This is a genomic window from Aeromicrobium piscarium (assembly GCF_007421815.1).
Taxonomy (GTDB): domain Bacteria; phylum Actinomycetota; class Actinomycetes; order Propionibacteriales; family Nocardioidaceae; genus Aeromicrobium; species Aeromicrobium piscarium.
On the sequence record NZ_VLNT01000006.1, the window covers coordinates 171,472 to 193,341 of the forward strand.

Annotated in this window: 21 protein-coding genes, 2 pseudogenes and 1 other annotated feature; of the genes and pseudogenes, 14 read left to right on the forward strand and 9 right to left on the reverse strand. The window is 65.8% G+C overall.

Annotated elements, in window-relative coordinates; all coding sequences use genetic code 11:
• The first annotated feature begins 8 nt into the window (after nucleotides 1–8).
• Nucleotides 9–554 carry a PadR family transcriptional regulator gene (locus FNM00_RS09755; protein ID WP_143913243.1) on the forward strand — a complete coding sequence of 182 codons (546 nt, stop codon included), beginning with the start codon at nucleotides 9–11 and terminating at the stop codon, nucleotides 552–554.
• 15 nt (nucleotides 555–569) lie between these two features.
• On the opposite strand, the gene FNM00_RS09760 is transcribed toward FNM00_RS09755, so the two are convergent.
• The 6 genes from FNM00_RS09760 to FNM00_RS09785 all read right to left on the reverse strand — a co-directional run bounded on the left by FNM00_RS09760 (nucleotide 570) and on the right by FNM00_RS09785 (nucleotide 6,094).
• Nucleotides 570–1,271, reverse strand: coding sequence for a pyrimidine reductase family protein (locus FNM00_RS09760; protein WP_143913244.1), 702 nt, complete (start codon nucleotides 1,269–1,271; stop codon nucleotides 570–572).
• Nucleotides 1,272–1,478: 207 nt separating this feature from the next.
• Nucleotides 1,479–2,510, reverse strand: a complete 1,032-nt coding sequence (locus tag FNM00_RS09765) for an AbrB family transcriptional regulator (protein WP_143913245.1) — start codon at nucleotides 2,508–2,510, stop codon at nucleotides 1,479–1,481.
• 71 nt (nucleotides 2,511–2,581) lie between these two features.
• Complete coding sequence (locus FNM00_RS09770; protein WP_143913246.1) at nucleotides 2,582–3,340, reverse strand: sirohydrochlorin chelatase; 759 nt, start codon at nucleotides 3,338–3,340, stop codon at nucleotides 2,582–2,584.
• A complete protein-coding gene (locus FNM00_RS09775; protein ID WP_143913247.1) occupies nucleotides 3,337–3,516 on the reverse strand; it encodes a hypothetical protein in 180 nt (59 codons plus the stop codon). Before FNM00_RS09775 ends, FNM00_RS09770 begins: the two co-directional genes overlap by 4 nt.
• Nucleotides 3,513–5,198 carry a nitrite/sulfite reductase gene (locus FNM00_RS09780; RefSeq protein WP_143913248.1) on the reverse strand — a complete coding sequence of 562 codons (1,686 nt, stop codon included), beginning with the start codon at nucleotides 5,196–5,198 and terminating at the stop codon, nucleotides 3,513–3,515. Before FNM00_RS09780 ends, FNM00_RS09775 begins: the two co-directional genes overlap by 4 nt.
• 218 nt (nucleotides 5,199–5,416) lie before the next feature.
• Nucleotides 5,417–6,094, reverse strand: a complete 678-nt coding sequence (locus tag FNM00_RS09785) for a hypothetical protein (RefSeq protein ID WP_143913249.1) — start codon at nucleotides 6,092–6,094, stop codon at nucleotides 5,417–5,419.
• A 142-nt stretch (nucleotides 6,095–6,236) separates the two neighbouring features.
• Here FNM00_RS09785 and FNM00_RS19210 point away from each other — a divergent pair, with 142 nt between their 5' ends.
• Complete coding sequence (locus FNM00_RS19210; RefSeq protein ID WP_246065141.1) at nucleotides 6,237–6,596, forward strand: YihY/virulence factor BrkB family protein; 360 nt, start codon at nucleotides 6,237–6,239, stop codon at nucleotides 6,594–6,596.
• Nucleotides 6,597–6,608: 12 nt separating this feature from the next.
• Nucleotides 6,609–7,127 (forward strand): annotated as a pseudogene (locus tag FNM00_RS19215) (YihY/virulence factor BrkB family protein); the annotation flags it as partial.
• 88 nt (nucleotides 7,128–7,215) lie between these two features.
• Here the strand turns inward: FNM00_RS19215 and FNM00_RS09795 are convergent.
• Nucleotides 7,216–7,692 carry a YbaK/EbsC family protein gene (locus FNM00_RS09795; protein WP_143913250.1) on the reverse strand — a complete coding sequence of 159 codons (477 nt, stop codon included), beginning with the start codon at nucleotides 7,690–7,692 and terminating at the stop codon, nucleotides 7,216–7,218.
• 18 nt (nucleotides 7,693–7,710) lie between these two features.
• Nucleotides 7,711–7,878 (reverse strand): Dyp-type peroxidase, encoded by a 168-nt coding sequence (locus FNM00_RS09800; RefSeq protein ID WP_221933665.1) that lies wholly within the window; start codon nucleotides 7,876–7,878, stop codon nucleotides 7,711–7,713.
• A 632-nt stretch (nucleotides 7,879–8,510) separates the two neighbouring features.
• Between FNM00_RS09800 and FNM00_RS09805 the strand changes: the two genes are divergently transcribed.
• The 10 genes from FNM00_RS09805 to FNM00_RS09850 all read left to right on the forward strand — a co-directional run bounded on the left by FNM00_RS09805 (nucleotide 8,511) and on the right by FNM00_RS09850 (nucleotide 20,415).
• The gene (locus tag FNM00_RS09805) at nucleotides 8,511–9,812 is read left to right on the forward strand and encodes a tyrosine-type recombinase/integrase (protein WP_221933666.1); all 1,302 of its coding nucleotides are present in this window, start codon (nucleotides 8,511–8,513) and stop codon (nucleotides 9,810–9,812) included.
• Nucleotides 9,813–10,352: 540 nt separating this feature from the next.
• On the forward strand, nucleotides 10,353–11,390 hold the full coding sequence (locus FNM00_RS09810; protein ID WP_143913251.1) for an ABC transporter substrate-binding protein: 1,038 nt from the start codon (nucleotides 10,353–10,355) through the stop codon (nucleotides 11,388–11,390).
• Between the two features lie 36 nt (nucleotides 11,391–11,426).
• Nucleotides 11,427–12,266 carry an ABC transporter ATP-binding protein gene (locus FNM00_RS09815; RefSeq protein ID WP_143913252.1) on the forward strand — a complete coding sequence of 280 codons (840 nt, stop codon included), beginning with the start codon at nucleotides 11,427–11,429 and terminating at the stop codon, nucleotides 12,264–12,266.
• Complete coding sequence (locus tag FNM00_RS09820; protein ID WP_143913253.1) at nucleotides 12,263–13,108, forward strand: ABC transporter permease; 846 nt, start codon at nucleotides 12,263–12,265, stop codon at nucleotides 13,106–13,108. Before FNM00_RS09815 ends, FNM00_RS09820 begins: the two co-directional genes overlap by 4 nt.
• Nucleotides 13,108–14,016 (forward strand): DUF6282 family protein, encoded by a 909-nt coding sequence (locus FNM00_RS09825; RefSeq protein WP_143913254.1) that lies wholly within the window; start codon nucleotides 13,108–13,110, stop codon nucleotides 14,014–14,016. Before FNM00_RS09820 ends, FNM00_RS09825 begins: the two co-directional genes overlap by 1 nt.
• 13 nt (nucleotides 14,017–14,029) lie before the next feature.
• Nucleotides 14,030–14,911, forward strand: coding sequence for a LysR family transcriptional regulator (locus tag FNM00_RS09830; protein WP_143913255.1), 882 nt, complete (start codon nucleotides 14,030–14,032; stop codon nucleotides 14,909–14,911).
• 168 nt (nucleotides 14,912–15,079) lie between these two features.
• Nucleotides 15,080–17,275 (forward strand): acetate--CoA ligase family protein, encoded by a 2,196-nt coding sequence (locus FNM00_RS09835; protein ID WP_143913256.1) that lies wholly within the window; start codon nucleotides 15,080–15,082, stop codon nucleotides 17,273–17,275.
• A complete protein-coding gene (locus FNM00_RS09840) occupies nucleotides 17,272–18,810 on the forward strand; it encodes an acyl-CoA carboxylase subunit beta (protein ID WP_221933667.1) in 1,539 nt (512 codons plus the stop codon). Before FNM00_RS09835 ends, FNM00_RS09840 begins: the two co-directional genes overlap by 4 nt.
• A 7-nt stretch (nucleotides 18,811–18,817) precedes the next feature.
• Nucleotides 18,818–20,200 (forward strand): acetyl-CoA carboxylase biotin carboxylase subunit, encoded by a 1,383-nt coding sequence (locus FNM00_RS09845; protein ID WP_221933668.1) that lies wholly within the window; start codon nucleotides 18,818–18,820, stop codon nucleotides 20,198–20,200.
• Nucleotides 20,197–20,415 (forward strand): acyl-CoA carboxylase biotin carboxyl carrier protein subunit, encoded by a 219-nt coding sequence (locus FNM00_RS09850; protein ID WP_143913257.1) that lies wholly within the window; start codon nucleotides 20,197–20,199, stop codon nucleotides 20,413–20,415. Before FNM00_RS09845 ends, FNM00_RS09850 begins: the two co-directional genes overlap by 4 nt.
• Nucleotides 20,416–20,471: 56 nt before the next feature.
• Here the strand turns inward: FNM00_RS09850 and FNM00_RS09855 are convergent, their stop codons facing one another.
• The gene (locus tag FNM00_RS09855) at nucleotides 20,472–21,248 is read right to left on the reverse strand and encodes a LysR substrate-binding domain-containing protein (RefSeq protein WP_185973081.1); all 777 of its coding nucleotides are present in this window, start codon (nucleotides 21,246–21,248) and stop codon (nucleotides 20,472–20,474) included.
• Between the two features lie 90 nt (nucleotides 21,249–21,338).
• On the opposite strand from FNM00_RS09855, the pseudogene FNM00_RS19220 reads away from it, so the two are divergent.
• Nucleotides 21,339–21,870 (forward strand): annotated as a pseudogene (locus FNM00_RS19220) (transposase family protein); the annotation flags it as partial.
• Nucleotides 21,608–21,742, forward strand: a sequence feature (AL1L pseudoknot). Its footprint overlaps the pseudogene before it by 135 nt.

A 21,870-nucleotide genomic window follows, 5' to 3' on the forward strand; every position in this document is an offset into this window, starting at 1 on the left:
ATGGTGCTATGTCAAGGGAACGCCTCAGCGCCACCTCGTTCGTGGTCCTGGGCTTGATCGCATTGCGCGGGCCGTCCACGTCCTACGACCTGAAGCGGGCCACTGGCCACTCGATCGGCTACTTCTGGCCGTTTCCGCACGCTCAGCTGTATTCCGAGCCACGTCGCCTGGTCGAGGCGGGCCTGCTGACCGTGCAGGAGGAATCCGACGGCCGGCGACGACGCACGTTCTCGATCACCGCCGAGGGTCGTGAGGCCCTGGCGGAGTGGCTCGATCAGCCCATCACGGAGCCCATGCAGATCCGCGACGTCGCCGAGCTCAAGCTGTTCTTCAGCGAGCTGCTGAGCCTCGATACCAAGCGCCGGATGGCACGCGACCAGATCCGCCAGCACACGGAGCGGTTGGAGGAGTACCACGCGATCCAGAAGCGGTTCGGCGGACGTGAGGACATCGCTCCTCGCCTCGTGCCGCTGGACCTCGGTATCGCGATGACCGAGGCGGCCCTGGCGTTCTGGGACGAGTTCGCGGAACGGCTGGACGCGGAGCGGGATTGACCGTCGGTCGTGGGGTCAGCTGCGGGCGCGGAGCCAGCGGGTCAGCAGCACGTCGTCGACCTCCAGCAGGTGGCCGAGTGACAGCGACCGTCCGGCGAAGTGGTCCGAGTGCGCGATGCGGGGCCCGTGACCGGCGGTGAGCAGGGGAGCGATCGTCAGGCACAGCTCGTCGACGAGATCGTCGGCGGTGAGTGCGCCGTGCAGGGACGGTCCGCCCTCGCAGAGGACGCGTCGTAGGCCGCGGTCGTGCAAGGCCGCCAGTGCGGTCGGCAGGTGGACCGCCTCTTCGCCGGCGACGACGACCTCCATCACCTCGGCCAGTTCCGCGCGGCGTTCGGGAGGCGAAGCGGCCGAGGTGATAACGATCTGCCCGGGTGCCACCAGGGCCTCGGGAAGATCGAGGCTGCGGCTCACGACGGCAATCGGGGGCACGGGGTCGAGACCGAGCCCGGCCCTGATCTCGGTGTGGACCTCGTCGGCCTCGACCGGGGCGTAGCCTTCCGCCCGCGCTGTCCCGGCGGCCACGAGAACGACATCGCACAGCGAGCGCAGGACCGCGAAGACGGTGGCATCGGGGTCGCCGCCGAGTGCGCCGGACAGCCCGTCCTCGGCCGTGGCCGAGCCATCGACGGAGGCGGCGAAGTTCATCCGGACCCAGGGCCGGTCCAGGTCATCGGGGTACGCGTAGCGGCGTGCCAGATCGGCCGTGTCGAGCATGTGAACAGCCTAGGGCGCCGACAGCCGCCAGGTGGCGGTACGTGGCCAACGCTACGTCCCGGGTGGCGGTACGTGGCCAACGCTACGTCCCGGGTGGCGGTAGGTGGTCAACGTTTTCGGCGTGGTTGGGGTTGATGAGGTACCGCTGCTCGGAGGGTGAGGTTGATGAGGTACCGCCCACGCGAGGGTTGGGGGATGACTTACGGGTCAACGGCGGCGCAGGAACCAGGCGAAGATCGGCGCGCCGGCCAGGATCATGAGCAGCCGGACGAGCTGGGCCGCCGTGACGAAGGTGAGATCGCCGCCGGTCGTCGTCGCGATCGCCAGCACGGCGGAGAAGCCCCCCGGGGTCGTGGCGAGATAGCCGTCGAGAGGGCTGAGATCGGTGACATGCGCGAGCCAGGCGCCGAGTGCCGCGCACATGATCATGACGATGACGATGTTCAGCAGAGCAAGCGGTAGCAGGGACCGGATCGTCGCGAAGGCCGCGCGGGTGAACCGCAGTCCCACGGAGAGCCCGATCAGCACGAAGGCCGCCTGCTGGAGCGCATTCGGCACACCCACGGCGCCGAACCAGCCGTGCACGATCGCGGCGACGAGCATCGGCCCGAAGACTCCTCCCGCGGGCAGGCGGGCGAGACGCCCGAGCACCAGCCCCACGGCCACGCTGAATGCGGTGAAGAGGAGTGCCGGCAAGAGGTGCTCGGTGCTAGCGATTCGGGCCGAGCCTCCCGAGTCTGAAGGATGGAACACGAGATTCACGATGAACGGCAGCGACGCCACGATGATGACGACCCGCAGGTACTGCAGGACGGTCACCACGCGGTCGTCGGCCCCCAGGTCGCGCGACATGACGGTGAGGCCAGAGGCGCCGCCGGGTACGGAGGAGAAGACCGCCGTCTCGCGGGTGATGGTGCCGCGGGCGCTCAGCATGAGCCCGAGGACGACGCTGCCGAGGATCGTGGCTACGCTCACGAGCAGGACGACCGGCCAGTCGCCGCCGATGCTGCGCAAGGTGTCCAGGTCGATGCTGGCCCCGATGGAGGCCCCGAGCATCGCCTGTCCCAGCAGATAGAGCGGCTCGGGGAACCGCAGCTCCTGGCGCAGGACCAAGGAGAAGGCGAGTGCACCGGCGAGGGAGCCGATCAGCGTGGCCGCGGAGACGTGCAGGAGCTCCAAAACACCGATGAGCACTGCGACGATCGCCGCGAGCAACAGTACCCTCCCGGCGCGTCTCACCCGTTGAAACTAGCGAACCCGTCATGTCGGGGCACAGGTGCCCCGACATGACGGGTTCGGTGCGGAACCTCTCAGGCGAACATGGCCTCCAGGGGGACCAACTCCACGGCACCGACGGCGTAGCGGGCCAGGAGGACCTGAGCGATCTCCTGCTCGGCTCCGAGTGGCTCCGCGACCGCGACGGCCCCAGCCTCGGTGGCCAGCTCCGCGACGCGATCGGGCAGGACGCCCGGTGCGAGGAACAGCATGCCGACCGCGATGTGACGGCGTCCGTCCGCACGATGCTGGCGCACGGCCTCGCCGGCGGCGGGCGGCACACTCGACGCGAAGGCGGCGATCGTGGGCAGGCGGTGGTGGGCGCCCCACGCTCGCGCGGCTCGCGAGATCATCGCATTGGCGAGCGGATCGGAGGAGCCGGCACCGGCCAGCACGAGCGCGTCGAGCTCGCGGACCCGGTTCTCCCGCAACGACTCGCGCAGGCGGCGGTCGAGCACGTTGAAGAAGGCCGACTCGATGCCGAGCACCTTCGTGACGTGGACGGACAGTCCGCTGTGCCGCTCGGTGGCGGCCTGCGCGGCCTGGGGTACGTCGACCTTGGCGTGATAGGCCTCGGTCAGCAGCAACGGGACGACCACGATCTCGGAGTAGCCCTCGGCGACAAGACCGTCGACGACCTCGTCGAAACCGGGCTCGCAGAGGTCGAGGAATGCCGTCTCGATGCGGAGATCGGGACGCATGCAGCGCGCGAGCTCCGTCAGGGCATTGATCGTGGCGGCCGATCGAGGATCGCGGCTGCCGTGGGCAAGAGCAACGAGTGCTGGTGCGGTCATGCTTCCCTCCTTCCGGGATGGGTGGTGATGGTGGCGGGGTTGAGTTGGCCGATGAACTTCAGGCTGAAGGCGCGCAGGCAGCTGCGACACTCCCAGGCTCCGTGGGTCTCGCCGTGCGGACGAAGGTCTTCATCGGCGCAGTACGGGCAGTGGTACGGCATGGCCCTCGCGCTCATCGGAGGAGCTCCTCATCGGCGCGGGCGACCCAGCCGGCGAAGGTCTCGTCGCCGTCGCGCTGCTCCAGATAGGTGCGCGCGAGCTTCTCGACGTAGTCGGGGAGCTGATCCGCGGTGACCTTGTGGGCTCGCAGCTTGCGGCCGAAGCTCGCGTCGAGCCCGAGCGCCCCGCCCAGGTGCACCTGGAAGCCCTCGACCTGATCGCCGTTCTCGTCGACGACGAGCTGGCCCTTGAGGCCGATATCGGCGGTCTGGATGCGGGCGCAGGAGTTCGGGCAGCCGTTGACGTTGACCGTGATGGGGCTGTCCAGCTCGGGTACGCGGTCCTCGAGCTCGGTCACGAGCTCGGCGGCGCGCTGCTTGGTCTCGACGATCGCGAGCTTGCAGTATTCGATGCCGGTGCAGGCCATCGTGTTGCGGCGCCACTGCGACGGGCGGGCCCGCATGCCGAGCTCGTCGAGGGCCGCGACGAGGGACTCGACTCGGTCCTCCTCGACGTCGAGCACGAGGATCTTCTGCATCGGCGTCGTCGCGAGGCGGTTCGAGCCGTGGGCCTCGGCGACGTCGGCGATCTGACGCAGCAGCGTGCCGGATACACGGCCCACGCTCGGTGCGGCGCCGACGTAGTAGCGTCCGTCCGTCTGCTGGTGGACGCCGACGTGGTCCGAGGGCGTGGTGGGGGCACCGGGATCGTCGAGGTCGATGAGCTCGCGCTTCAGGTACTCGTCCTGCAGCACCTCGCGGAACTTCTCGATGCCCCAGTCGGCGAGGAGGAACTTCAGCCGGGCACGCGAGCGCAGGCGGCGGTATCCGTAGTCGCGGAAGATGCTGGTGACGCCCTCCCACACTTCGGGGACCTCGTCGAGCGGCACCCAGACGCCGAGCCGCTTGGCGAGCATCGGATTGGTGGAGAGGCCCCCGCCGACCCACAGGTCGAAGCCGGGCCCGTACTCGGGATGGACGGCGCCGATGAAGGCGATGTCGTTGATCTGCGGCACGACATCGTGCCCGGGATGGCCGCTGATCGCGGACTTGAACTTGCGCGGCAGGTTCGAGAAGGCCTGATCGCCGATGTAGCGGCTCTCGATCGCGTCGATCGCGGGCCGTCCGTCGATGATCTCGTCGGCGGCGACGCCGGCGACGGGGCTGCCGAGGATGACGCGAGGGCAGTCACCGCAGGCCTCCTGGGTGGACAGGCCGACGGCCTCCAGCTCCTGCCAGATCGTGGGCACGTCGCGGACGTCGATCCAGTGGAACTGGACGTTCTGGCGGTCGGTGAGGTCGGCGGTGTCGCGGGCGTAGCGCGTCGACAGGTCGGCGATGGTGCGCAGCTGGGCGACCGTGAGCTGGCCGCCGTCGATGCGCACGCGCAGCATGAAGTAGCGGTCGTCGAGCTGTTCCGGCTCGAGGGTCGCGGTCTTTCCGCCGTCGATACCGGGCTTGCGCTGCGTGTAGAGGCCCCACCAGCGGAAGCGTCCGCGCAGATCGCCCGGGTCGATGGAGTCGAAGCCGCGGTGCGCGTAGATGTTCTCGATGCGAGCGCGGACGTTGAGCGGGTTGTCGTCCTTCTTGGACTGCTCGTTGGCGTTCAGGGGCTCGCGGTAGCCGAGGGCCCACTGGCCCTCGCCGCGCTTGCGGCGGGGCGTGCGGGGCCGGGTGTCGGTGCCGGATGCAGATGCCATGAGTCTCTTTCGGGACAGGAGCGCACGGCAGGGCTCAGACGCGGGGAGATGCCGCGCGACCGGTTTGCGGGGAGGCAGAAGGGGTCGCTGGTATCAGCGACACATCATCGAACGCGCACGACCGAGGTCCACGTGGAGGCGTTCCACGAGCCAGACGGTCTGTGCGGTGAGCATGGAACCAGCATGCTGCTGGGGAGAGTCCGACACAAACTCCAATCTCACAATGTGGATGTAGTGTCCGAGGAGTGAGATAAGTCGGCTGCCTCGGGTGCCACGAGGGAGATCGCGAAGGCGGCTGCGGCGGTCACGGCGAGGAGCGCGATGGCGGCCCCCGCGGCGATGGCCCAGGGCACCAGTCCGGCCGCCGCCGCACCCAGTGTGACAGCCGGATTCGCTGCGATGACGAGGACGATCGAGGTTCCGGAGCCGGCGGCGACGACCGGGACCGCGATGAGCCCCTCGGCCCCCGCGCCGTCGACCGCCAGGACCGCCCAGGCCGTGAGCACCCCGGTGAGCACTGTGACCAGCGCCACATGGGTCCAGCTGGGTTCCGCGAACAACAACGGCTCGCCGATCCGTGCGCCGAGGGCCGAAGCGCCGAAACCCGCCACCAAGGCTGTCGCGAGTTGCACCACCAGGGTCGGCAGGAACTCGGCGAAACGGGCCCGGCCGACCAGGGCCAGGGGGAGTGCCCACGCGGCGTTGACCTCCGCCAGGCCGGAGTGCTCCGTACTGCTCGCGCTGCGCCCGAACCAGGCGAGCAGCACGGTGGTCGCGGCGACGGCTGCCACCGCGAGCACTGCCGAGGAGGCGTGCAACGCCAGGATCGCGGCGATCGTGAGCACGAAGGAGGTCGTGCCCGCCATCAGAAGCCGGCGGCCGAGCGGCGGGGTCATGCGCGGACCACCCGCGACGAGCGGCTCGGGAGACAGTGGAGCTGGATGTCCATACCGCACACGGTAGACGGCCCGCGCGCTGTGGCGCGTGAACGAATCGCGCCTGCCGCCCTCGCGCTCCTCGCCTCGCTACCGTGGGGGCATGGCCACCAACGACTCGGTCGGCCGCCCGGGTGTGGTGGACGAGCTCAAGCGTGTGGTCGCGCGTACTTTCGCCGCGTGCATCCGTTACCGGGTCACCGGGATGGCGGCAGAGGCGGCGTTCTTCGCGATCCTGTCGCTGCCGCCGCTGATCTTCGGCCTCGCCGGGTCGATCGGCTTCATCGCCGCACGGTATGACGTGGCGCAGCTGGACCTGTTCCGTCAGCGGATCATCGACCTGACTTCGCAGGCGCTCAATGACGCGACGGTGGACGCGATCATCGTCCCGACCCTCGACGAGGTGCTCAGCGGGGGAGGGCGCATCGATGTCATCTCGGTGGGCTTCGTGTTGGCGCTGTAGTCGGGCTCGCGAGCGCTGAACGTGTTCATCGACACCATCTCGATCATGTACGGGCTCGGCGGTCACCGGGGGATCGTCAAGACCCGCGTGCTCTCCTTCAGCCTCTACATCGTCGCCTTGGCGATCGGGATCGTCCTGGTGCCGCTCGTGCTGGTCGGGCCGGTGCTGGTGGGTCAGTGGATACCGGAGAACTGGCGCTGGCTGAGCGTCCTCTATTGGCCGGGTGTCCTCCTGCTGTCGACGGGATTCCTCGCGATGCTCTACCACGTCTCGGTGCCCGTGCGGCAGCCGTGGCGCATGGCGCTTCCCGGTGCGGTGTTCACCGTCGCGATGTGGATCCTGGGGAGCTGGCTGGTGCGCTGGGTGCTGGACTTCAGCGATGGAGGCATGTCGATCTTCGGGCCGCTTGCGGCACCGATCGCGTTGCTGCTGTGGCTGTTCGTCATCGCGATCTCGGTACTTATCGGTGCGGCGCTCAACGCCTCGGTGGCCGGAATCCTGCGCGAGCGCGCCGATCCCGCCCCCACCTGACCCTCCCGGTCCGAGATTTGGCCGGTTGTGGCCCGTTACTCACGAGGAGAACGGGCCACAAGTGGACAAAAGTCGCGCGTCCGCGGGATCACTCCGGGAGCTTGGAGACGGTCACCCAGGGAGCGCCGTCGGTGACCTTCTCGAGCTCCTCGCAGGTGAGCTCGATCGCGGAGTTCCCCGTGCCGCAGGCGGGGAAGACGCTCGGGAAGCGCCGCATAGAGGTATCGAGGTAGACCGTCGCGGAGTCCGGATTGCCGAAGGGGCACACGCCGCCAGGCTCATGGCCGGTGAGGCGCTCCACGTCGTCGCCCTTGAGCATCGACGCCTTCAGCCCGAACTCGCGCTTGAACGCGGAATTGTCGAGGCGTGCGTCGCCGGCCATCACCACGAGGACCGCGGTGTCCGGCTCGGGACCGCGGAAGCTCAACGTCTTGGCGATCCGGGCGGGCTCGACCCCGAGAGCGGCCGCGGCCAGCTCGACCGTCGCACTGGACTCGGTGGTGACGACGATGTCCTCGGCGCGTCCGTGGGCGGCCAGGTGGGCGCGGGCGATCTCCAATGACATGGCTCGATCGTACGAGTGTCAGGACGACGCGGATGCTGTGGAGGCACTCTCCGGATCATCGAGGAAGTCGAGGGTGGGCACGTAGAACAGGCTTCCGGTCACGGCCGTGGAGAAGTCGAGGATGCGGTCGTGGTTGCCCGGCGGATCGCCTACGGTGACTCGCCACGGGGCAATCAGAAGATCCAAATCTTAGGCGTAACGGCCGCCTTGCCCGCATATGACAAGCCCGGGCGTGTCACCGCAACCGGGTCAGAAGTTCGACATGGTCTCAATATCGAGAACAGAAACCCCGACCGTCGGGTGATCCCGAGACCGAGGTCTCTGGCGCGTTACTTGGGGAAGTGCGGCGCACCGGAGACGATACCTCTGGGGAGTGGGTCCACATCACCCCCTCCAGAAGTGGCGGCCAAAGCTGGAGTCGCAGCAAGAGAGGCCACCCACATGGCTACTCGTCGACAGACGCGCACCATTCGCCGTGGCGGTGTGACGGTCCGTGTTACGACCACGACCACCACCGCCCCGGCCAGGTGACCATCAAACGCACCATCCGCTAGCCGGATGAGCGCGAGAACGGGCGAGGAGATGTGGCTCTCGCCCGTTTCCCGTCCAAGGGGTATGTGCGCGTTCCACAGTGGCGTGAGGCGAGATGAGAAGAGGCCCCCGGATGAATCCGGGGGCCTCTCGATGGTGGGCGATACTGGGTTTGAACCAGAAATCTGGCGTTTCGCGGATAGCGCCTAGCGCCATCCTCGCATCATGATTTAGACTGAAATAGCAGTCAATAATGCGATGGACATGAGTGGACAGTTCTGCCCAACTTGGACCGTTCAAGGACTACGCAAGGACTACGAAGGACTACGCAAGGACTACGAAATCGGGGGGCGGCTGGAGTGTCGCGCAGTATGGAGAAGAGAGCCTTCGGTCAGATCTCGAAACTGGCGAGCGGCCGCTTCCAAGCACGCTACGCCGATCCTGACGGGCGAACCTCCGCGACGGGGACCCGACTGCGGCACAAGGCACCGCACACGTTCGAATCGCGCGTGGACGCCGAGGCGTGGCTCGCGGACGAGCGTCGTTTGATCTCGAGTGGGGAGTGGACGCCACCGTCGGTCCGCTCCTCGATGCGACGGACGCCGGGTTTGACGCTGGGGGAGTACGCACCTCGATGGTTGGCGAATCGTCGAGTCAAGGGCCAGCCGCTGGCGGACCGGACGCGTGATCACTATCAAGACCTGCTCGACCGCTTCATCCTGCCCTTCTTCGGGCGAACGGCGCTTCGCGAGATCACGCCGGAGATGGTGAGCGATTGGTACGACACTGCGGCGCCGGACCGGCCCACGTACCAGGCGCACTCCTACTCATTGCTGCGAGCCATCCTGCGCACGGCGGCCGATCCGGCCAAGAACAACGGCCGTCCGCTGATCCCCTTCAACCCGTGCGGCATCTCCGGTGGCGGTTCGTCCGGCGCGAAGCGTCGGGTGAGCCCGGCAACTGCCGAGGAGATCGCGGTCATCGTCGCGAACATGCCCGACCGCCATCGCTTGATGATCCTCTTGGCCGACGGGTGCGCCTTGCGTTTTGGCGAGTTGGCGGAGCTCCGGCGTCACGACATCGACGTGAAGAACGCGGTGATCAGGGTCCGACGGGGAGTGGTGCGCTCACGCTCGGCCGGTGTGGTGGCGAAGGCGCCGAAGAGCGATGCCGGCATCCGTGACGTCCCGATCCCGCCTGACATTGTTGACGCTGTTGCGGAGCATCTACGTGCCTTCGCTGCGCCTGGCCGCGACGGGCTGGTCTTCCCTGGCGCGAACGGCCATCATCTGTCGCCGAGTGCGTTCTACGGCAAGGTTTCCAAGAAGCGACGAGGGCAACCGGATATCGGGGGCTACGGCTGGTACGAGGCTCGCCTGATCGCTGGCCGCTCGGATCTGAGGTTCCACGATCTGCGCCACGGTGCGCTCACCGAAGCCGCACGGCACGGAGCCACGCTGGCGGAGCTGATGGCACTTGGAGGTCACTCCACGAGCCAAGCCGCAATGCGATACCAGCAAGCGGCGTCCGATCGGCTCGCGCAGATCGCGCGAAAGCGCGCCGAGGCCCGAGGCTGGGCCGCGAACTGAGGCGCTTGGTATCGGACGACCTCGTACGCTCGGGTATGACAGTGCCGCGTGTTCTCTGGGGCAAGGACGATCGGCCGCTTTCTCACTGAAGCCTCAGAGCGCTTCCGGGTACCCGTTAGCGCAGGTCAGCGCCCACGCGGTCGCGGTGAAGGACCTCGCAAGGGCATTGGTGGACCAGGCTCGGCGCCGGGGCTGGGGTCTCCTTTCTGATCTGGCGTCACCACGCCCGGAGCTGCGGGCCGAGCGGTGACGTGTCAGCCTCGGTGCTCCACGGGCGAGAACCCTGAAATCGCAATGGTCGAGGGCGCTTGCCGTCCGTGGCCCAACGAGGGCGTGAGGCCTCACGTAGGCGATTCATGGCTGCGCGACAACTCGGCATTGCAGTCCACTATCCCCGCCAGCGAACGCGAGAAGATCTGGCTATCACCCTCATAGGGCTTCGGGGCTACCCATCTGCCTGCCATCACGAGAACACTCATGCCTTAGTGTGACGCTCAACACAACCCATTAGGCGTTGCTCACGAGGAAAGGCTTACGGACATGAATCTGCTCTCAAAGCGTCTCTCCGCCCTTGCGGGAGCGGTGGTTCTCGCGAGTGCGCTGGCGGGCTGTGGGTCGGAATCTTCGGCTGCCGACGGTGAACTCAAGGAGTTCCGGTCGGTGATCTTCCCCGGCGAGACCTATGCCCTGGACTACATCGCCCAGGAAAAGGGATTCTTCACCGATCACGGTTTGAAGGTCTCGTACCTCTCACCGCAGAGCGGATCCTCGGCCGTTCAGATGCTCGCTGCAGGGGAGGTCGATGGCTGGTCCACGGCTCCCTCGATCATCTACAACGCGAACTCGCAGGGTCAACCAGTCCAGATGGCCGGCCTCATTCCGAGCTACACGGCCTACGAAGTGGTGGTGGACGCCAAGGCCGATTGGCCCGCGGCTGCGGAATCTCCCGAGGACGGGCTGAAGGCACTCAAGGGTAAGACGATCGGTGTCTCCGGTCTGTCAGCGGGCACCGACCTCTCGCTGCTCGCTGCCTTGAACTCGGTCGACCTGGGCGAAAAGGATGTGAAACGTCTCGGTGTCGGCACCACGTTGAACGGCTTGGGCCAGTTGAAGGCAGGTGTGATCGACGCGTACGTCGAGTTCACGGGGTCTGGCGCACGTGTGATCGAGAACTCCGGGGCCGGAAAGCGTTACATCCCCCTGTACGGCGAGTCTGCGTCCCCCGAGGCGGACGCGCTCTCGGACCTCGCGCTCGCCGTCAACGGTGACACTGCGAAGGCGAAGCCGGATCTCTACGACTCGTGGATCGCGGCCCTCGAGGACGCCCGAGAGTGGTTGCAGGACCCGTCGAACCTCGACGAGGCCTCCAAGATCATCGCCGAGGCCAGCTACAAGGGCGAGTACGAGGCGGAGGTCAAGGAATCGCTCGGGGCGCTGGCGGAGACGCTTTCGAGCACCGAGTCCGGATTCTCCACGTCGCCGGAGCGCGTGCAGCTCCAGATCGACGTCCTCAAGAAGATCGGCGGTCTCAAGGCCGATGCCGAGGTGTCCCCCGACGCGGTGCTGCTGAAGCGCTGAGACCGGGCGAGACCAAAGAGAACGAGGAGACAGACCATGACGTCGCCAGCGACCGTAACCGCTTCACCCGATGCGCTGACCTCAGGTGCGCAGATCGACCTGACGAACATTCACCACGGATTCTTCCACCGGGATACGTTCGTGCGAGCCGTCTGGGACCTGTCCCTGACGATCAACTCCGGCGAAATCGTCTCCGTCGTCGGCCCCTCCGGGTGCGGCAAAACGACTCTTCTGGGGATGATCTCAGGTCTGCTGAAGCCCAGGCGGGGCTCCGTCACGGTCGATGGAATCGAAGTGACGGGGCCACGCCGGGACATCGCCTATATGCAGGCCCGCGATGCCCTCATGCCTTGGCGAAGCGTCCGGCAGAACGTCGAGCTCGGCCTCCAGGTGCACGGAGTGCGCGCCAAGGCTCGCAAGCCGAAGGTGGACGAATGGCTCGAACGAGTGGGTCTGAGTCGGTTCGCCGACTCTCGCATCACGCAGCTGTCGCAGGGCATGCGTCAACGCGTCGCGATCGCTCGAACTCTGGTGCAGGAACCCCGATGCATCCTGATGGACGAGCCCTTCGCAGCGCTGGACGCACAGACCCGAGCGCTGCAACAACAAGAGTTTCTCAAACTCTGGTCAGAACAGGGAGCATCCGTGGTCTTCGTGACACATGATCTCCCGGAGGCGATCCTGCTCGGTGACCGCGTCGTGCTGATGAGCCATCGTCCGGGGCAGATCGTCCAGGACATGCCCATCGAACTCGACCGCCCGCGAAAGTCCGAGATGCAGTACGGGGACGAGCGGTTCCTGCAGTACCGACGCGAACTGACAAGCCAACTGCGCGTCGAAGTGGACAAGGCCCGCGAGGCGGGGGTGGCTCCATGAGCAGCATCACGCAACCTTCAGACGACTCCACCATGGTCGTGGATCCGGACGAGTTCGAACGGGAGGCGCGTGCCGAGCGGACGCGCGGTACCCGGTCGTCTAACTTTCGTGCGATCTTCCTGGGGATCTCAGCACTGCTCGTCTTCCTCCTCGGTTGGTGGCTGACGTGGAAGTGGGAGTTGGTGAACCCGCTCTTCATCAGCAATCCGGTGGACGTCGCGAAGGCGCTCGTGACGATGCTCGGCGACGCCCAGACGTGGGGTGACATTTGGGCGACGTTCTACGCCGCGGTCCTGGCTTTGGCCTTCGGCTCTGTCCTGGGAATCCTTACCGGCATCGTCTTCGCCGCATCGCCCGCGGTGCGCCGGGGCCTGAATCCCTATCTGGCCGTCATCAACGGCATCCCGCGGCCCGCGCTCGCTCCGATCTTCATCCTGTGGTTTGGGCTCGGGGCCGGCCCGAAGGTTTTGGTCGGCGCCAGTTTGGTCTACTTCGTCCTCCTGTTGAACACCCTGGCCGGGATGATGGGAATCAACGAAGACATCGAGATGCTGTCAGACTCCCTCGGGATGAGCCGTTGGCAGCGCTTCATTCTGGTGCAACTGCCGGGGTCGCTCCCGAGCATCGTCGCGGGTCTACGTCTGGGAGCGGTCTACGCGGTCCTCGGAGTCGTAGTCTCGGAGATCGTCGCCTCGTACACCGGGCTGGGTCAACTCCTGCTCAAGTACACAAACCAGCTTGACATCGCATCGTCATTCGCTGTTGTTGCGATCATGTCGGTCATGGCGGTTGCGCTTGATGGGGCCGTGCGGCTGTTTCAGATGCGGCTGGAGCGTCAGTGATGAGGAAACATCCCTTGCTGGCAGGGGTTGTCGACCTGCATGTGCACAGCTTTCCTGACTTGACCCAGCGTTCCGTTAGCGACTTGGACATGGCTCGGTTGGCCCGGGACGCCGGTATGAAGGGTTTCGCGATCAAGTCTCACTACGCCCCTACCGCGGAGAGAGCGTGGCTGACCCACCGCGTCGTCCCCGAGGTCGAGGTGTACGGATCCATCGTGCTCAACCACTTCGTGGGAGGCATAAACGCCGCAGCCGTCGAGGTCTTCGCAAGATCGGGCGGACGGCTGGTCTTCATGCCCACGTCGGACTCGATGAACGAGGCCGACGTCCTCGACACTTGGCCCGGCGATCAGCAATTGCCGCCGTACTTGAAGATCAAGAAGTCGATGCGAGCTAGCGGCCGCTTGAATCCGCCGATCTCATTGCTTGACGAACACGGACGTGTCTCCGAGTCCTGTCGCGATGTACTGTCCGTGGCCGCGGAGTATGACCTCGTCGTTTCCACAGGACACATCTCTCCCGTGGAGACGATGGCGCTCGTGCCCGTTGCCAAGCAGATGGGAGTGCAGCGTGTCGTGGTGAGCCACCCTGAGTCGCCGCACATCGGTGTACCGTTGGACGACCAGCTCGAACTGGTCCGGCAGGGAGCCATGATCGAGCGGTGCTTCGCATACATCGACGGCTCACCCTTGGCCGAGACCGCGTACGACGCGGTTAGAAGGACGGGGCTGGAAAGCAACATCTTCTCGTCTGACATGGGCATGTTCCAACGTGATGACCCCGTGTCCGGCTTCGCCCGGTGCGTCGACTTGCTGCTCGCCGCCGGTTTCGGTGACGACGATGTCCGCATGTTGACAGCGACGAATCCGTCCGCTCTCGTCGGTGCGGTCAACCCACGGCTCGTCTGACCGGGAGGTCTCCGTGCGATTCGAGCAGTTGCAGTACCTGGATGCCGCGGTTCGGACCGGCTCGTTCCGGCAGGCAGCGGTGGAATTGGACGTGGCCCAGCCGACGATCAGCACCCAGGTGCAGCGCCTAGAAGAGGACTTAGGCGTAGTGCTGCTTGTGCGCAATGCTCAGGGTGTCAGACCTACCTACGCCGCTGAGCAACTGCTCCCGCACGTGCAGGCGGCGCTGCGCGCCGAGCGGGCGCTGCGTCAGGAGGCGAGCGCGGTCGGCGGTTTACGGGAGGGTCGCGTGCGCATCGCCGCGGTTTCGGCGGCGAGCCAGGCGGTGCTCCCGCCACTCGTGCGGACGTTGAGTGAGGAGTACCCGGGTATCCATGTCGAGATCACGGAGATGGGTTCCACGGACGTCCGTGACGGGGTGGCGTTGGGCCGCTATGACCTCGGCATGATGACCCGTCTCAAGTCCAAGCCGGCCGACGGGATGCGTTACGTCGACGTGGCGAAGGGAAGGCTGGTGTTGATGGTTCCATCGGCGCACCCTCTCGCCAAGGCCACGTTCATCGAACCCAGCGATCTTGACGGCCAGCCGGTTGTCGTCTTCACTGCCGCAAGTCTCAACAGCAGCGCATTCGAAGCGCTGACGGCAGGGGTGGACGTCCACCCTGTCTGCTACACGGACAGTGCCGAGACAGCGACCAGAATGGTCCGCGCCGGCGTCGGTATCTCCATCGCCAACACCTTGGCCGTGTCGACGCGCGCTGGTGACGGAATCGCCCTGGTGCCGTTCGACGACGAAATCTCGGAGCTCTACCTCTCGGTGGTACTCAGGCCGAATGAGCAACTCACGCCAGCGGCCCGCGTGCTGCTGATCCATCTGCGAGCGCTCGCTCAGTAAACGCGTGGCCCCTATCCCGTCGCCGTTCCCACATGGCGGCGTGCAGGAACGCCCAGAGCGATCACGATCGACTATCGCAGTGGCACGTCCTGCAGCCTTCCCCGGCTCAATCCGCTCAGCAAGACTCTGATCTGCGTGGCACAGATCACAGCCGGACGAGGAGCGAGCGTGGAGAACCTAGACCTGAAGCGCAGTCGCGGGATGCAGGGGAGTGCGGTACCGAGCGGATCCGGCAGCGTGGGCGAGTGGGAGGCCAAAGAACTTCTCCGGTCACGGGGAATTGCGGTCCCGTCGGGGACCTTCATTCCCCTCGAGGCGTCTCGGAGCCCCGTCGCCCCAAGCTTTGCAGGTCCTTACGTGGTCAAAGCCGTCTCACCTACGCTGGTGCACAAGTCTGATGCCGGGGGAGTCCGCGTCGGAGTCACCGATGCGCAGTCGCTCGTTGCCGTGATGGCCGATGTGGAGACGTCGGTTTCGACAGCAGGGCATGAGGTGACCGGCTTCATCGTCGAACGGATGGCGGAGTCGGGCCAGGAACTGGTAGTCGGCGCGGTGAGGGTTCCGGGCGTCGGCTGGTCGTTGATGGTGGGGCTCGGCGGAACCATGATCGAGCTCCTGGAGGACGTGGCGTTCGGCATCGTGCCAGTCAGAGAAGACGACGTCCGGCGCATGCTGTCGGATCTCAAGGTCGTCAAGCTTCTCCACGGATTCCGGGGAGCGGTTCCTGCCGACGTCGATGGGTTCGTGGAGTTGGTCATGAACGTCGCAGGACCGGGCGGCTTTCTAGAATCCCTGCCCGAGAACGTGGTCGAGGTCGACCTCAACCCGGTCATCGTCGGTCCGTCCAGTGCCACCGTCGTCGACGCTCGCCTGATCTGCTCCGATCCGGTCGCGGCCGCGCCCAATGGGCTCCGCGACCGTGTCGACCTCGAACGGCTGCTCAGTCCCCGGGTCGTTGCAGTGCTGGGTGCATCCACGACGACGAAGAACGTGGCGAACAATTTCATTCGCAACATGCTCGAGTACGGGTTCCAAGGTCGCATCGTTCCCGTTCACCCGACTGCCGCTGAGATCGAAGGACTGCCGGCGTTCGCCTCACTCGACTTGATCGATGAGGAGGTCGACTACGCCTACGTCGCCGTGGGTGCAGCACGGGTTGTCGAGGTCCTGTCGACTTCGAACAGGGTCCACTTTGCCCAAGTGATCTCCAGTGGTTTCGCTGAGACCGCGGACGGTTCGGATCTGCAGGAGCGTTTGCTCGCCGTGGCGCGTGAGAACGAGATTCGCGTCCTGGGGCCGAACTGCATCGGGACGCTTTCTCCTGCGGGACGGCTCACGTTCCTGGACCGGGCCCCTCGCGAGGAAGGCAGCATCTCGGTCATCTCACAAAGTGGCGGACTAAGTGTGGACGTGGTCCGCCTGGGCGCGAACCGGGGCGTGGCCTTCCGGTCGGTCATCAGCATCGGCAACGCAGCCGACCTGACACCCGCCGAAGCCGTCGAGTTCTTCTTGGACGATCCGGAGACGTCGGCCATCGGCGTTTACCTGGAATCCTTGGCAAACGCCCGCCAACTGCTGGACGTTTTGCGCCAGCGGGCCCACTCGAAGCCGGTCGTGCTCCTGGCGGGTGGGCGAACCAAGGACGGCTCTGCGGCGGCAGTCTCACACACGGGAGCCATCGCCAGCGATTACCACCTGTGGCCGGCGATCGCTCGACAGGCGGGGGTCCACCTTGTCGACACGATCCACGACTTCGTCCATGTTCTCGGTGCCTTCCAGGCTATCGATGCTGCCGAGCTCATCCCCGGCGGTGGAGTGCTCTTGTTCGGCAACGGTGGTGGAACGAGCGTGTTGGCCGCCGATGCCTTCAGCCGAGCGGGGCTGACGGTCCCGACGCTGTCAGCATCCATTGTGGCCGACCTGGAGTCACTGGGCCTTCCGCCTGGCAACGGTCTCTCGAACCCGATCGACACGCCGGCGGGCACCTTGCTGGTGGAGGGCGGAGCGGTCGCTGAGCGCATTCTCCGCACGGCGCTTCAGGGCGCGGTCGCCTCGTTCCTCGTCGCCCACATCAATGTCGGCGTCATCTTGAGCAACGCTTCGCACCTCGACCAGGACGTCTTGGCGAACCTGATCGACTCAGTGGCGAAGGCACGCAGCGGCGACGGCCGCCAGATCCCTGCGATCCTCGTTCTTCGCTCAGACGGCGACGCCGCGGTGGACGCGGCGATTCGAACCCATGCCCGACGCGCGCGGGACCTGGGAATCCCGGTCGTCTCGGAATTGATGGACGCCGCCGTCGTGGCACGAGCGCTCGACGACCACTGCACACAGATCTTGAACATTGAGAGGGAGCAACGATGACGATGAACCGACAGGAACGCATCGACGTGGATGCGAAGAAGCGGGAGGCTGCCATGGCCATGGGCGGACCTGCGAAGTTGGCTCGGCGCGCCGAAGCGGGCGAACTGAACGCGCGGGAGCGCATCGCGCACCTCTTCGACGAGGGCACCTTCCGCGAGATGGGCCTGTTCGCCACGTCTCAGGTTCCCGCGGACAAGGACTCGACGCCAGCCGACGGCAAGGTCACGGGCACCGGTCGGATCGATGGGCGGCTTGCATCGGCCGTCGCCTACGATTTCACGGTCAAGGGCGCGTCAAGCAGCCCCGTGAGCAACCGCAAGATGCAGCACATGAAGGATCTCGCTCTTCGGAGCGGATTCCCGGTTGTCTACTTCTCCGAGTCCACCGGGGTTCGCATGCCGGACATCATGGGTGGTGCGGGCATGGGAAGCATGAGCGACAAGGTTCGATTTCTGCGCGGTCGAGAGAGTCCCTGGGTGGCTGCAGTGTTCGGCTTCTCCTTCGGATCGGCGGCCTGGCACGCCGTGGCATCGGACTTCTCGGTGTTCCGCAAGGGCAGTGTCATGGCGGTCTCGAGCCCGAAGCTCGTGAGCATGGCGACGGCTCAGCAGGTGGACAAGGAAGAGTTGGGCGGTTGGCGCATTCATGGCGCGCAGACAGGCCTTGTGGACATGGTGGTCGACACCGACGCGGAAGCCGTGGCTGCTATTCGTCGCTTCCTCTCGTACTTGCCCAGCAACAATCAGGTCGCCCCCCCGACGGCTGAGGTCCCCAAAAGTTCCGGTGCTGGCATGGTCGACATCGAGTCCTTTGTGCCAGAGAGCCCGTCGCAGGTCTACGACATGCGGAAGGTTCTGGCGCAGATTGCCGATAAGGACTCCGTATTCGAGCTGAAGTCGCTTTACGCGAAGAACCTGACGACAGCACTCGTGAGGATCGGGGGCAAGAGCGTTGGCGTGATCGCGAACAACCCGATGTTCAAGGGTGGTGCGATTGACGCCGACGCCTGTGACAAGGCGGTCAACATGCTCGTGATGTGCGACTCCTACAACATTCCGCTGTTGTTCCTCGTTGATCAACCGGGCTTCTTGGTCGGGCTCGAGGCCGAGCGTCAGAAGATCGCGGGGAAGGTGATCAACTGGATGAACGCCCTTTCGCTCGTGACAGTGCCGAAGGTGACCGTGATGCTGCGCAAGAACTACGGCCAGGCATTCGTGAACATGGGCGGGGCTGAGACGGCGCATGCTGTCGCGGCCTGGTGGACCAGCCAGGTGAGCTTCATGGATCCCCGGTCGGGCACGCAGATCGTGTACGGCGTCACTCCCGAGAGCGACCCGGAGGCATTCGAGCGCGGGTACACGGAGATGGCGCGCGGCACGAGCGCCTACGACATCGCGAGCGTCTATGGCGTCCACGAAGTCATCGACCCGGCGGACACGCGCGATTTCATCATCGACGCGCTGGACGTGCACCACCTGGGCCGCACGAATGGCATCGGCGAACACCTCCTGCGGCATTGGCCGACGAGCTTCTGAGGACGGAATGAGCATGAAGCCTTTAGCGCATTCAACGGTGTTCATCGCGAACCGTGGCGAGATCGCCAACCGTGTCATTCAGACCGCCCGACGGTTGGGAATGCGCACCGCGGTCCTACATGGGGCCATGGACGCTGATCTTCCGTACGTGACCAACGCGGACATCGCTGTTCCTACGACCGTGGTTCCACCGGTCGCCCCGTATCTGGACATCTCGGGGCTAGTGAAGACCGCCATCGAGTGCGGTGCCGACGCCGTGCACCCCGGGTACGGGTTCTTGTCCGAGAACGCCGAGTTCGCTCAGGCGGTCATAGAAGCGGGCCTGATCTGGGTCGGTCCGTCACCGGACGTCATTGCGGCGATGGGTAACAAGCTGCACGCGCGGGAGGTTGCTGCGCGTCTCTCCGTGCCGGTGAACGGCGCGACAGAACCCGCGTCAACGTCGGAGAACGCGCTCCGTCAGGCTGACGAGCTCGGCTACCCGGTTCTGGTCAAGGCCGCAAACGGGGGCGGTGGGATCGGCATGGCCATGGCGCGCAGCGAGGACAGCCTCATCCGAGCCTACTCGCGCGTGCAGGAGACCGCACAGCGGAACTTCGCCTCGCCAGACGTGTTCATCGAGCGTTACCTCGACTCCGCACGCCACGTGGAGGTGCAGATCTTCGGACTGCCAAACGGCCGCGTGGTCGCGCTGGGCGAACGGGACTGCAGCGTCCAGCGACGTAACCAGAAGATCGCGGAAGAGAGCCCTGCGCCGTTCCTGACGGACGAAGTTCGGTCAGGCCTCGTGCAGGCTGCCGTGAACCTCGGCGAGTCCATCTCGTATGCGAATGCCGGCACGGTTGAGTTCCTGGTCGACATGCGCGCGGGAACGTTCGTCTTTCTCGAAATGAACACTCGGATCCAAGTCGAGCACCCGGTCACTGAGTTGGTGACCGGACTGGATCTGGTCGAACTGCAGTTCCGCGTCTCGTTCGGGCACGACGTCGACATCGCAGACCTCAACATTGAGCCGTCCGGGCATGCGATCGAGGCGCGAATCTATGCGGAGGACTCCGAGAGGTTCATGCCGCGTCCGGGCAAGATCACCCGATGGACTGAGCCGGCTGGCTCGGGGGTCCGCGTCGACTCGGGGTTCACCTCGGGCAACGAGGTGACTCCGTTCTTCGATCCGCTGCTCGCGAAGCTCTCCGTCCACGGCGCGACGCGCGAAGCCGCGCTCGAGCGACTCGGCGAGGCGCTTGCGGACTTCGTCGTCGAGGGCCCGGAGACGAATCTGCCGTTCCTGCGCAGGCTCGTGGCGAGTCCGCATTTCAGCTCCGGACGGTACGACACCGGGATCGTGCGGGATCTGCAATCTGAAGCTCTCAGTGGAAAGGAAACAGCATGACTCAAATGATAAACGCCGAGATGAGTGCGAGTGTCTGGCGCGTTCTGGTGACACCGGGAACCGAGGTGGAAGCCGACGAGCCGATCCTGATTCTCGAGTCGATGAAGATGGAGATCCCTGTGATGTCAGACGGAGGGCGCGTGGTCGAGATCGCCGTAAGCCAGGGCGAGATCGTACAGAGCGGACAACATCTTGTCACGGTCGATCCAAGCTGACCGTATCGGTCGTTACCGATGCGCGGTCTCGGTCTTCGAGACCGCGCATTGTCTCGTCAGGTGTGGTCGGGCGCGGCGCTACGTCGGAGGCCGGCTGATCCTGACCGGGCGATCCGCAGGAGCGCTTCTGCTGCTGCCGGATATCGTCGGTCTCTGAGCCAGATGGCGTTGAGCGGACGCCACAGATCCAGGTCGTGCGGGACCTCGACGAGTCTCCCGGTCTCCAGCTCGGACACGACCGCGCGGCGTGAGACGACCGCTGGGCCGACCCCGGCGCGCGCCGCGCCGAGCATCGCGGTCGTCGAATCGGCTTCCAGTGCGACTTGAGGCTCGCTTCTCAGAGCCCCTTCGAACGTGCTGCGTGTGCCGCTTCCGACTTCACGGAGAACCCATGCCTCCTTGAGGAGGTCAGTGCGAGGCACTGGCGTGCTGCGGCGTGCCCACGGGTGACCCGGCTCCACGACGACGGCGAGCTGGTCAGAACCCACGACGGTGTGACCTAGGCTGCGCGGAACTCCGGCGCTCTCGATAAAACCCAGATCCACGGTCCGCGTGCGGACGAGCTCAGCGACTCGTTCGCTGTTGACCACATGGAGCTTGGGGCGCACGAGTGTCGAGCGACTGCGTAGCTCGCCGAGCCACCGGGGAAGGATGAACTCGGCAATCGTGAGGCTGGCGGCCACCTCCAGCTCTGCGTGTCGTTCGTGGCTGAGGCTTGCGAGCGCGGTTCGCATCAGGTCGGCCTCGTGGAGGACGGAACGCGCCCACGAGACGATGGCCAGTCCGTCATTGGTCAGCGCAGTTCCTCGCGGTGAACGGTTGGCGACGGTCACTCGCCACCGAGCCTCAAACTCGCGTAGGCGGGCACTGTGAAGCGCCCCAGGTTTCCCGCCGCATCCTTGTGAGTTGGAAGGATGCAGACCATGCCGAAGAAGATCGATCAGAAGGTCAAGGAGCGGTGCGTGCGGCAGGTGCTGGAGCATCTGCCGGAGTATCCGTCGCTGACCGCAGCTGCCGAGACCGTCGCGCGTCGCGAGGGGGTCGGGAAGGAGTCGGTGCGCCGCTGGGTTGTCCAGGCCCAGATCGACGGCGGCCAGCGCCAGGGCGCCACGTCCGAGGAGCTGGCTGAGATCAAGGAGCTCAAGGCCAAGGTCCGGCGGCTCGAGGAAGATAACGAGGTCCTGCGCAGGGCCTCGATTTTCTTCGCGGGGGAACTCGACCCCCGCAATCGATGATCGTCGCGTTCATCGACGAGCTGCGGGCCGAGGGCCGCGCGGTCGAGTCGATCTGTCGGGTCCTGCGTGAGCAGGGCTGCCAGATCGCCGCGCGGACTTATCGCGACTGGGCGCGCCTCGACCGCCCTGTCGCGGCCCGCACGGTCAGCGACGCCATCGTCACCAACCAGGTCCGAGACCTGGCCTGGAGGATCGACCACGAGGGCGTGCGTCGGATGAC

Excerpts from the sequence above, each read along its gene's own strand:
- FNM00_RS09755 (WP_143913243.1), top strand. The coding sequence starts at position 9 with ATGTCAAGGGAACGCCTCAGCGCCACCTCGTTCGTGGTCCTGGGCTTG.
- FNM00_RS09760 (WP_143913244.1), bottom strand. The coding sequence starts at position 1,271 with ATGCTCGACACGGCCGATCTGGCACGCCGCTACGCGTACCCCGATGAC.
- FNM00_RS09770 (WP_143913246.1), bottom strand. The coding sequence starts at position 3,340 with ATGACCGCACCAGCACTCGTTGCTCTTGCCCACGGCAGCCGCGATCCT.
- FNM00_RS09775 (WP_143913247.1), bottom strand. The coding sequence starts at position 3,516 with ATGAGCGCGAGGGCCATGCCGTACCACTGCCCGTACTGCGCCGATGAA.
- FNM00_RS09780 (WP_143913248.1), bottom strand. The coding sequence starts at position 5,198 with ATGGCATCTGCATCCGGCACCGACACCCGGCCCCGCACGCCCCGCCGC.
- FNM00_RS09785 (WP_143913249.1), bottom strand. The coding sequence starts at position 6,094 with ATGACCCCGCCGCTCGGCCGCCGGCTTCTGATGGCGGGCACGACCTCC.
- FNM00_RS19210 (WP_246065141.1), top strand. The coding sequence starts at position 6,237 with ATGGCCACCAACGACTCGGTCGGCCGCCCGGGTGTGGTGGACGAGCTC.
- FNM00_RS09795 (WP_143913250.1), bottom strand. The coding sequence starts at position 7,692 with ATGTCATTGGAGATCGCCCGCGCCCACCTGGCCGCCCACGGACGCGCC.
- FNM00_RS09810 (WP_143913251.1), top strand. The coding sequence starts at position 10,353 with ATGAATCTGCTCTCAAAGCGTCTCTCCGCCCTTGCGGGAGCGGTGGTT.
- FNM00_RS09815 (WP_143913252.1), top strand. The coding sequence starts at position 11,427 with ATGACGTCGCCAGCGACCGTAACCGCTTCACCCGATGCGCTGACCTCA.
- FNM00_RS09820 (WP_143913253.1), top strand. The coding sequence starts at position 12,263 with ATGAGCAGCATCACGCAACCTTCAGACGACTCCACCATGGTCGTGGAT.
- FNM00_RS09825 (WP_143913254.1), top strand. The coding sequence starts at position 13,108 with ATGAGGAAACATCCCTTGCTGGCAGGGGTTGTCGACCTGCATGTGCAC.
- FNM00_RS09840 (WP_221933667.1), top strand. The coding sequence starts at position 17,272 with ATGACGATGAACCGACAGGAACGCATCGACGTGGATGCGAAGAAGCGG.
- FNM00_RS09845 (WP_221933668.1), top strand. The coding sequence starts at position 18,818 with ATGAGCATGAAGCCTTTAGCGCATTCAACGGTGTTCATCGCGAACCGT.
- FNM00_RS09850 (WP_143913257.1), top strand. The coding sequence starts at position 20,197 with ATGACTCAAATGATAAACGCCGAGATGAGTGCGAGTGTCTGGCGCGTT.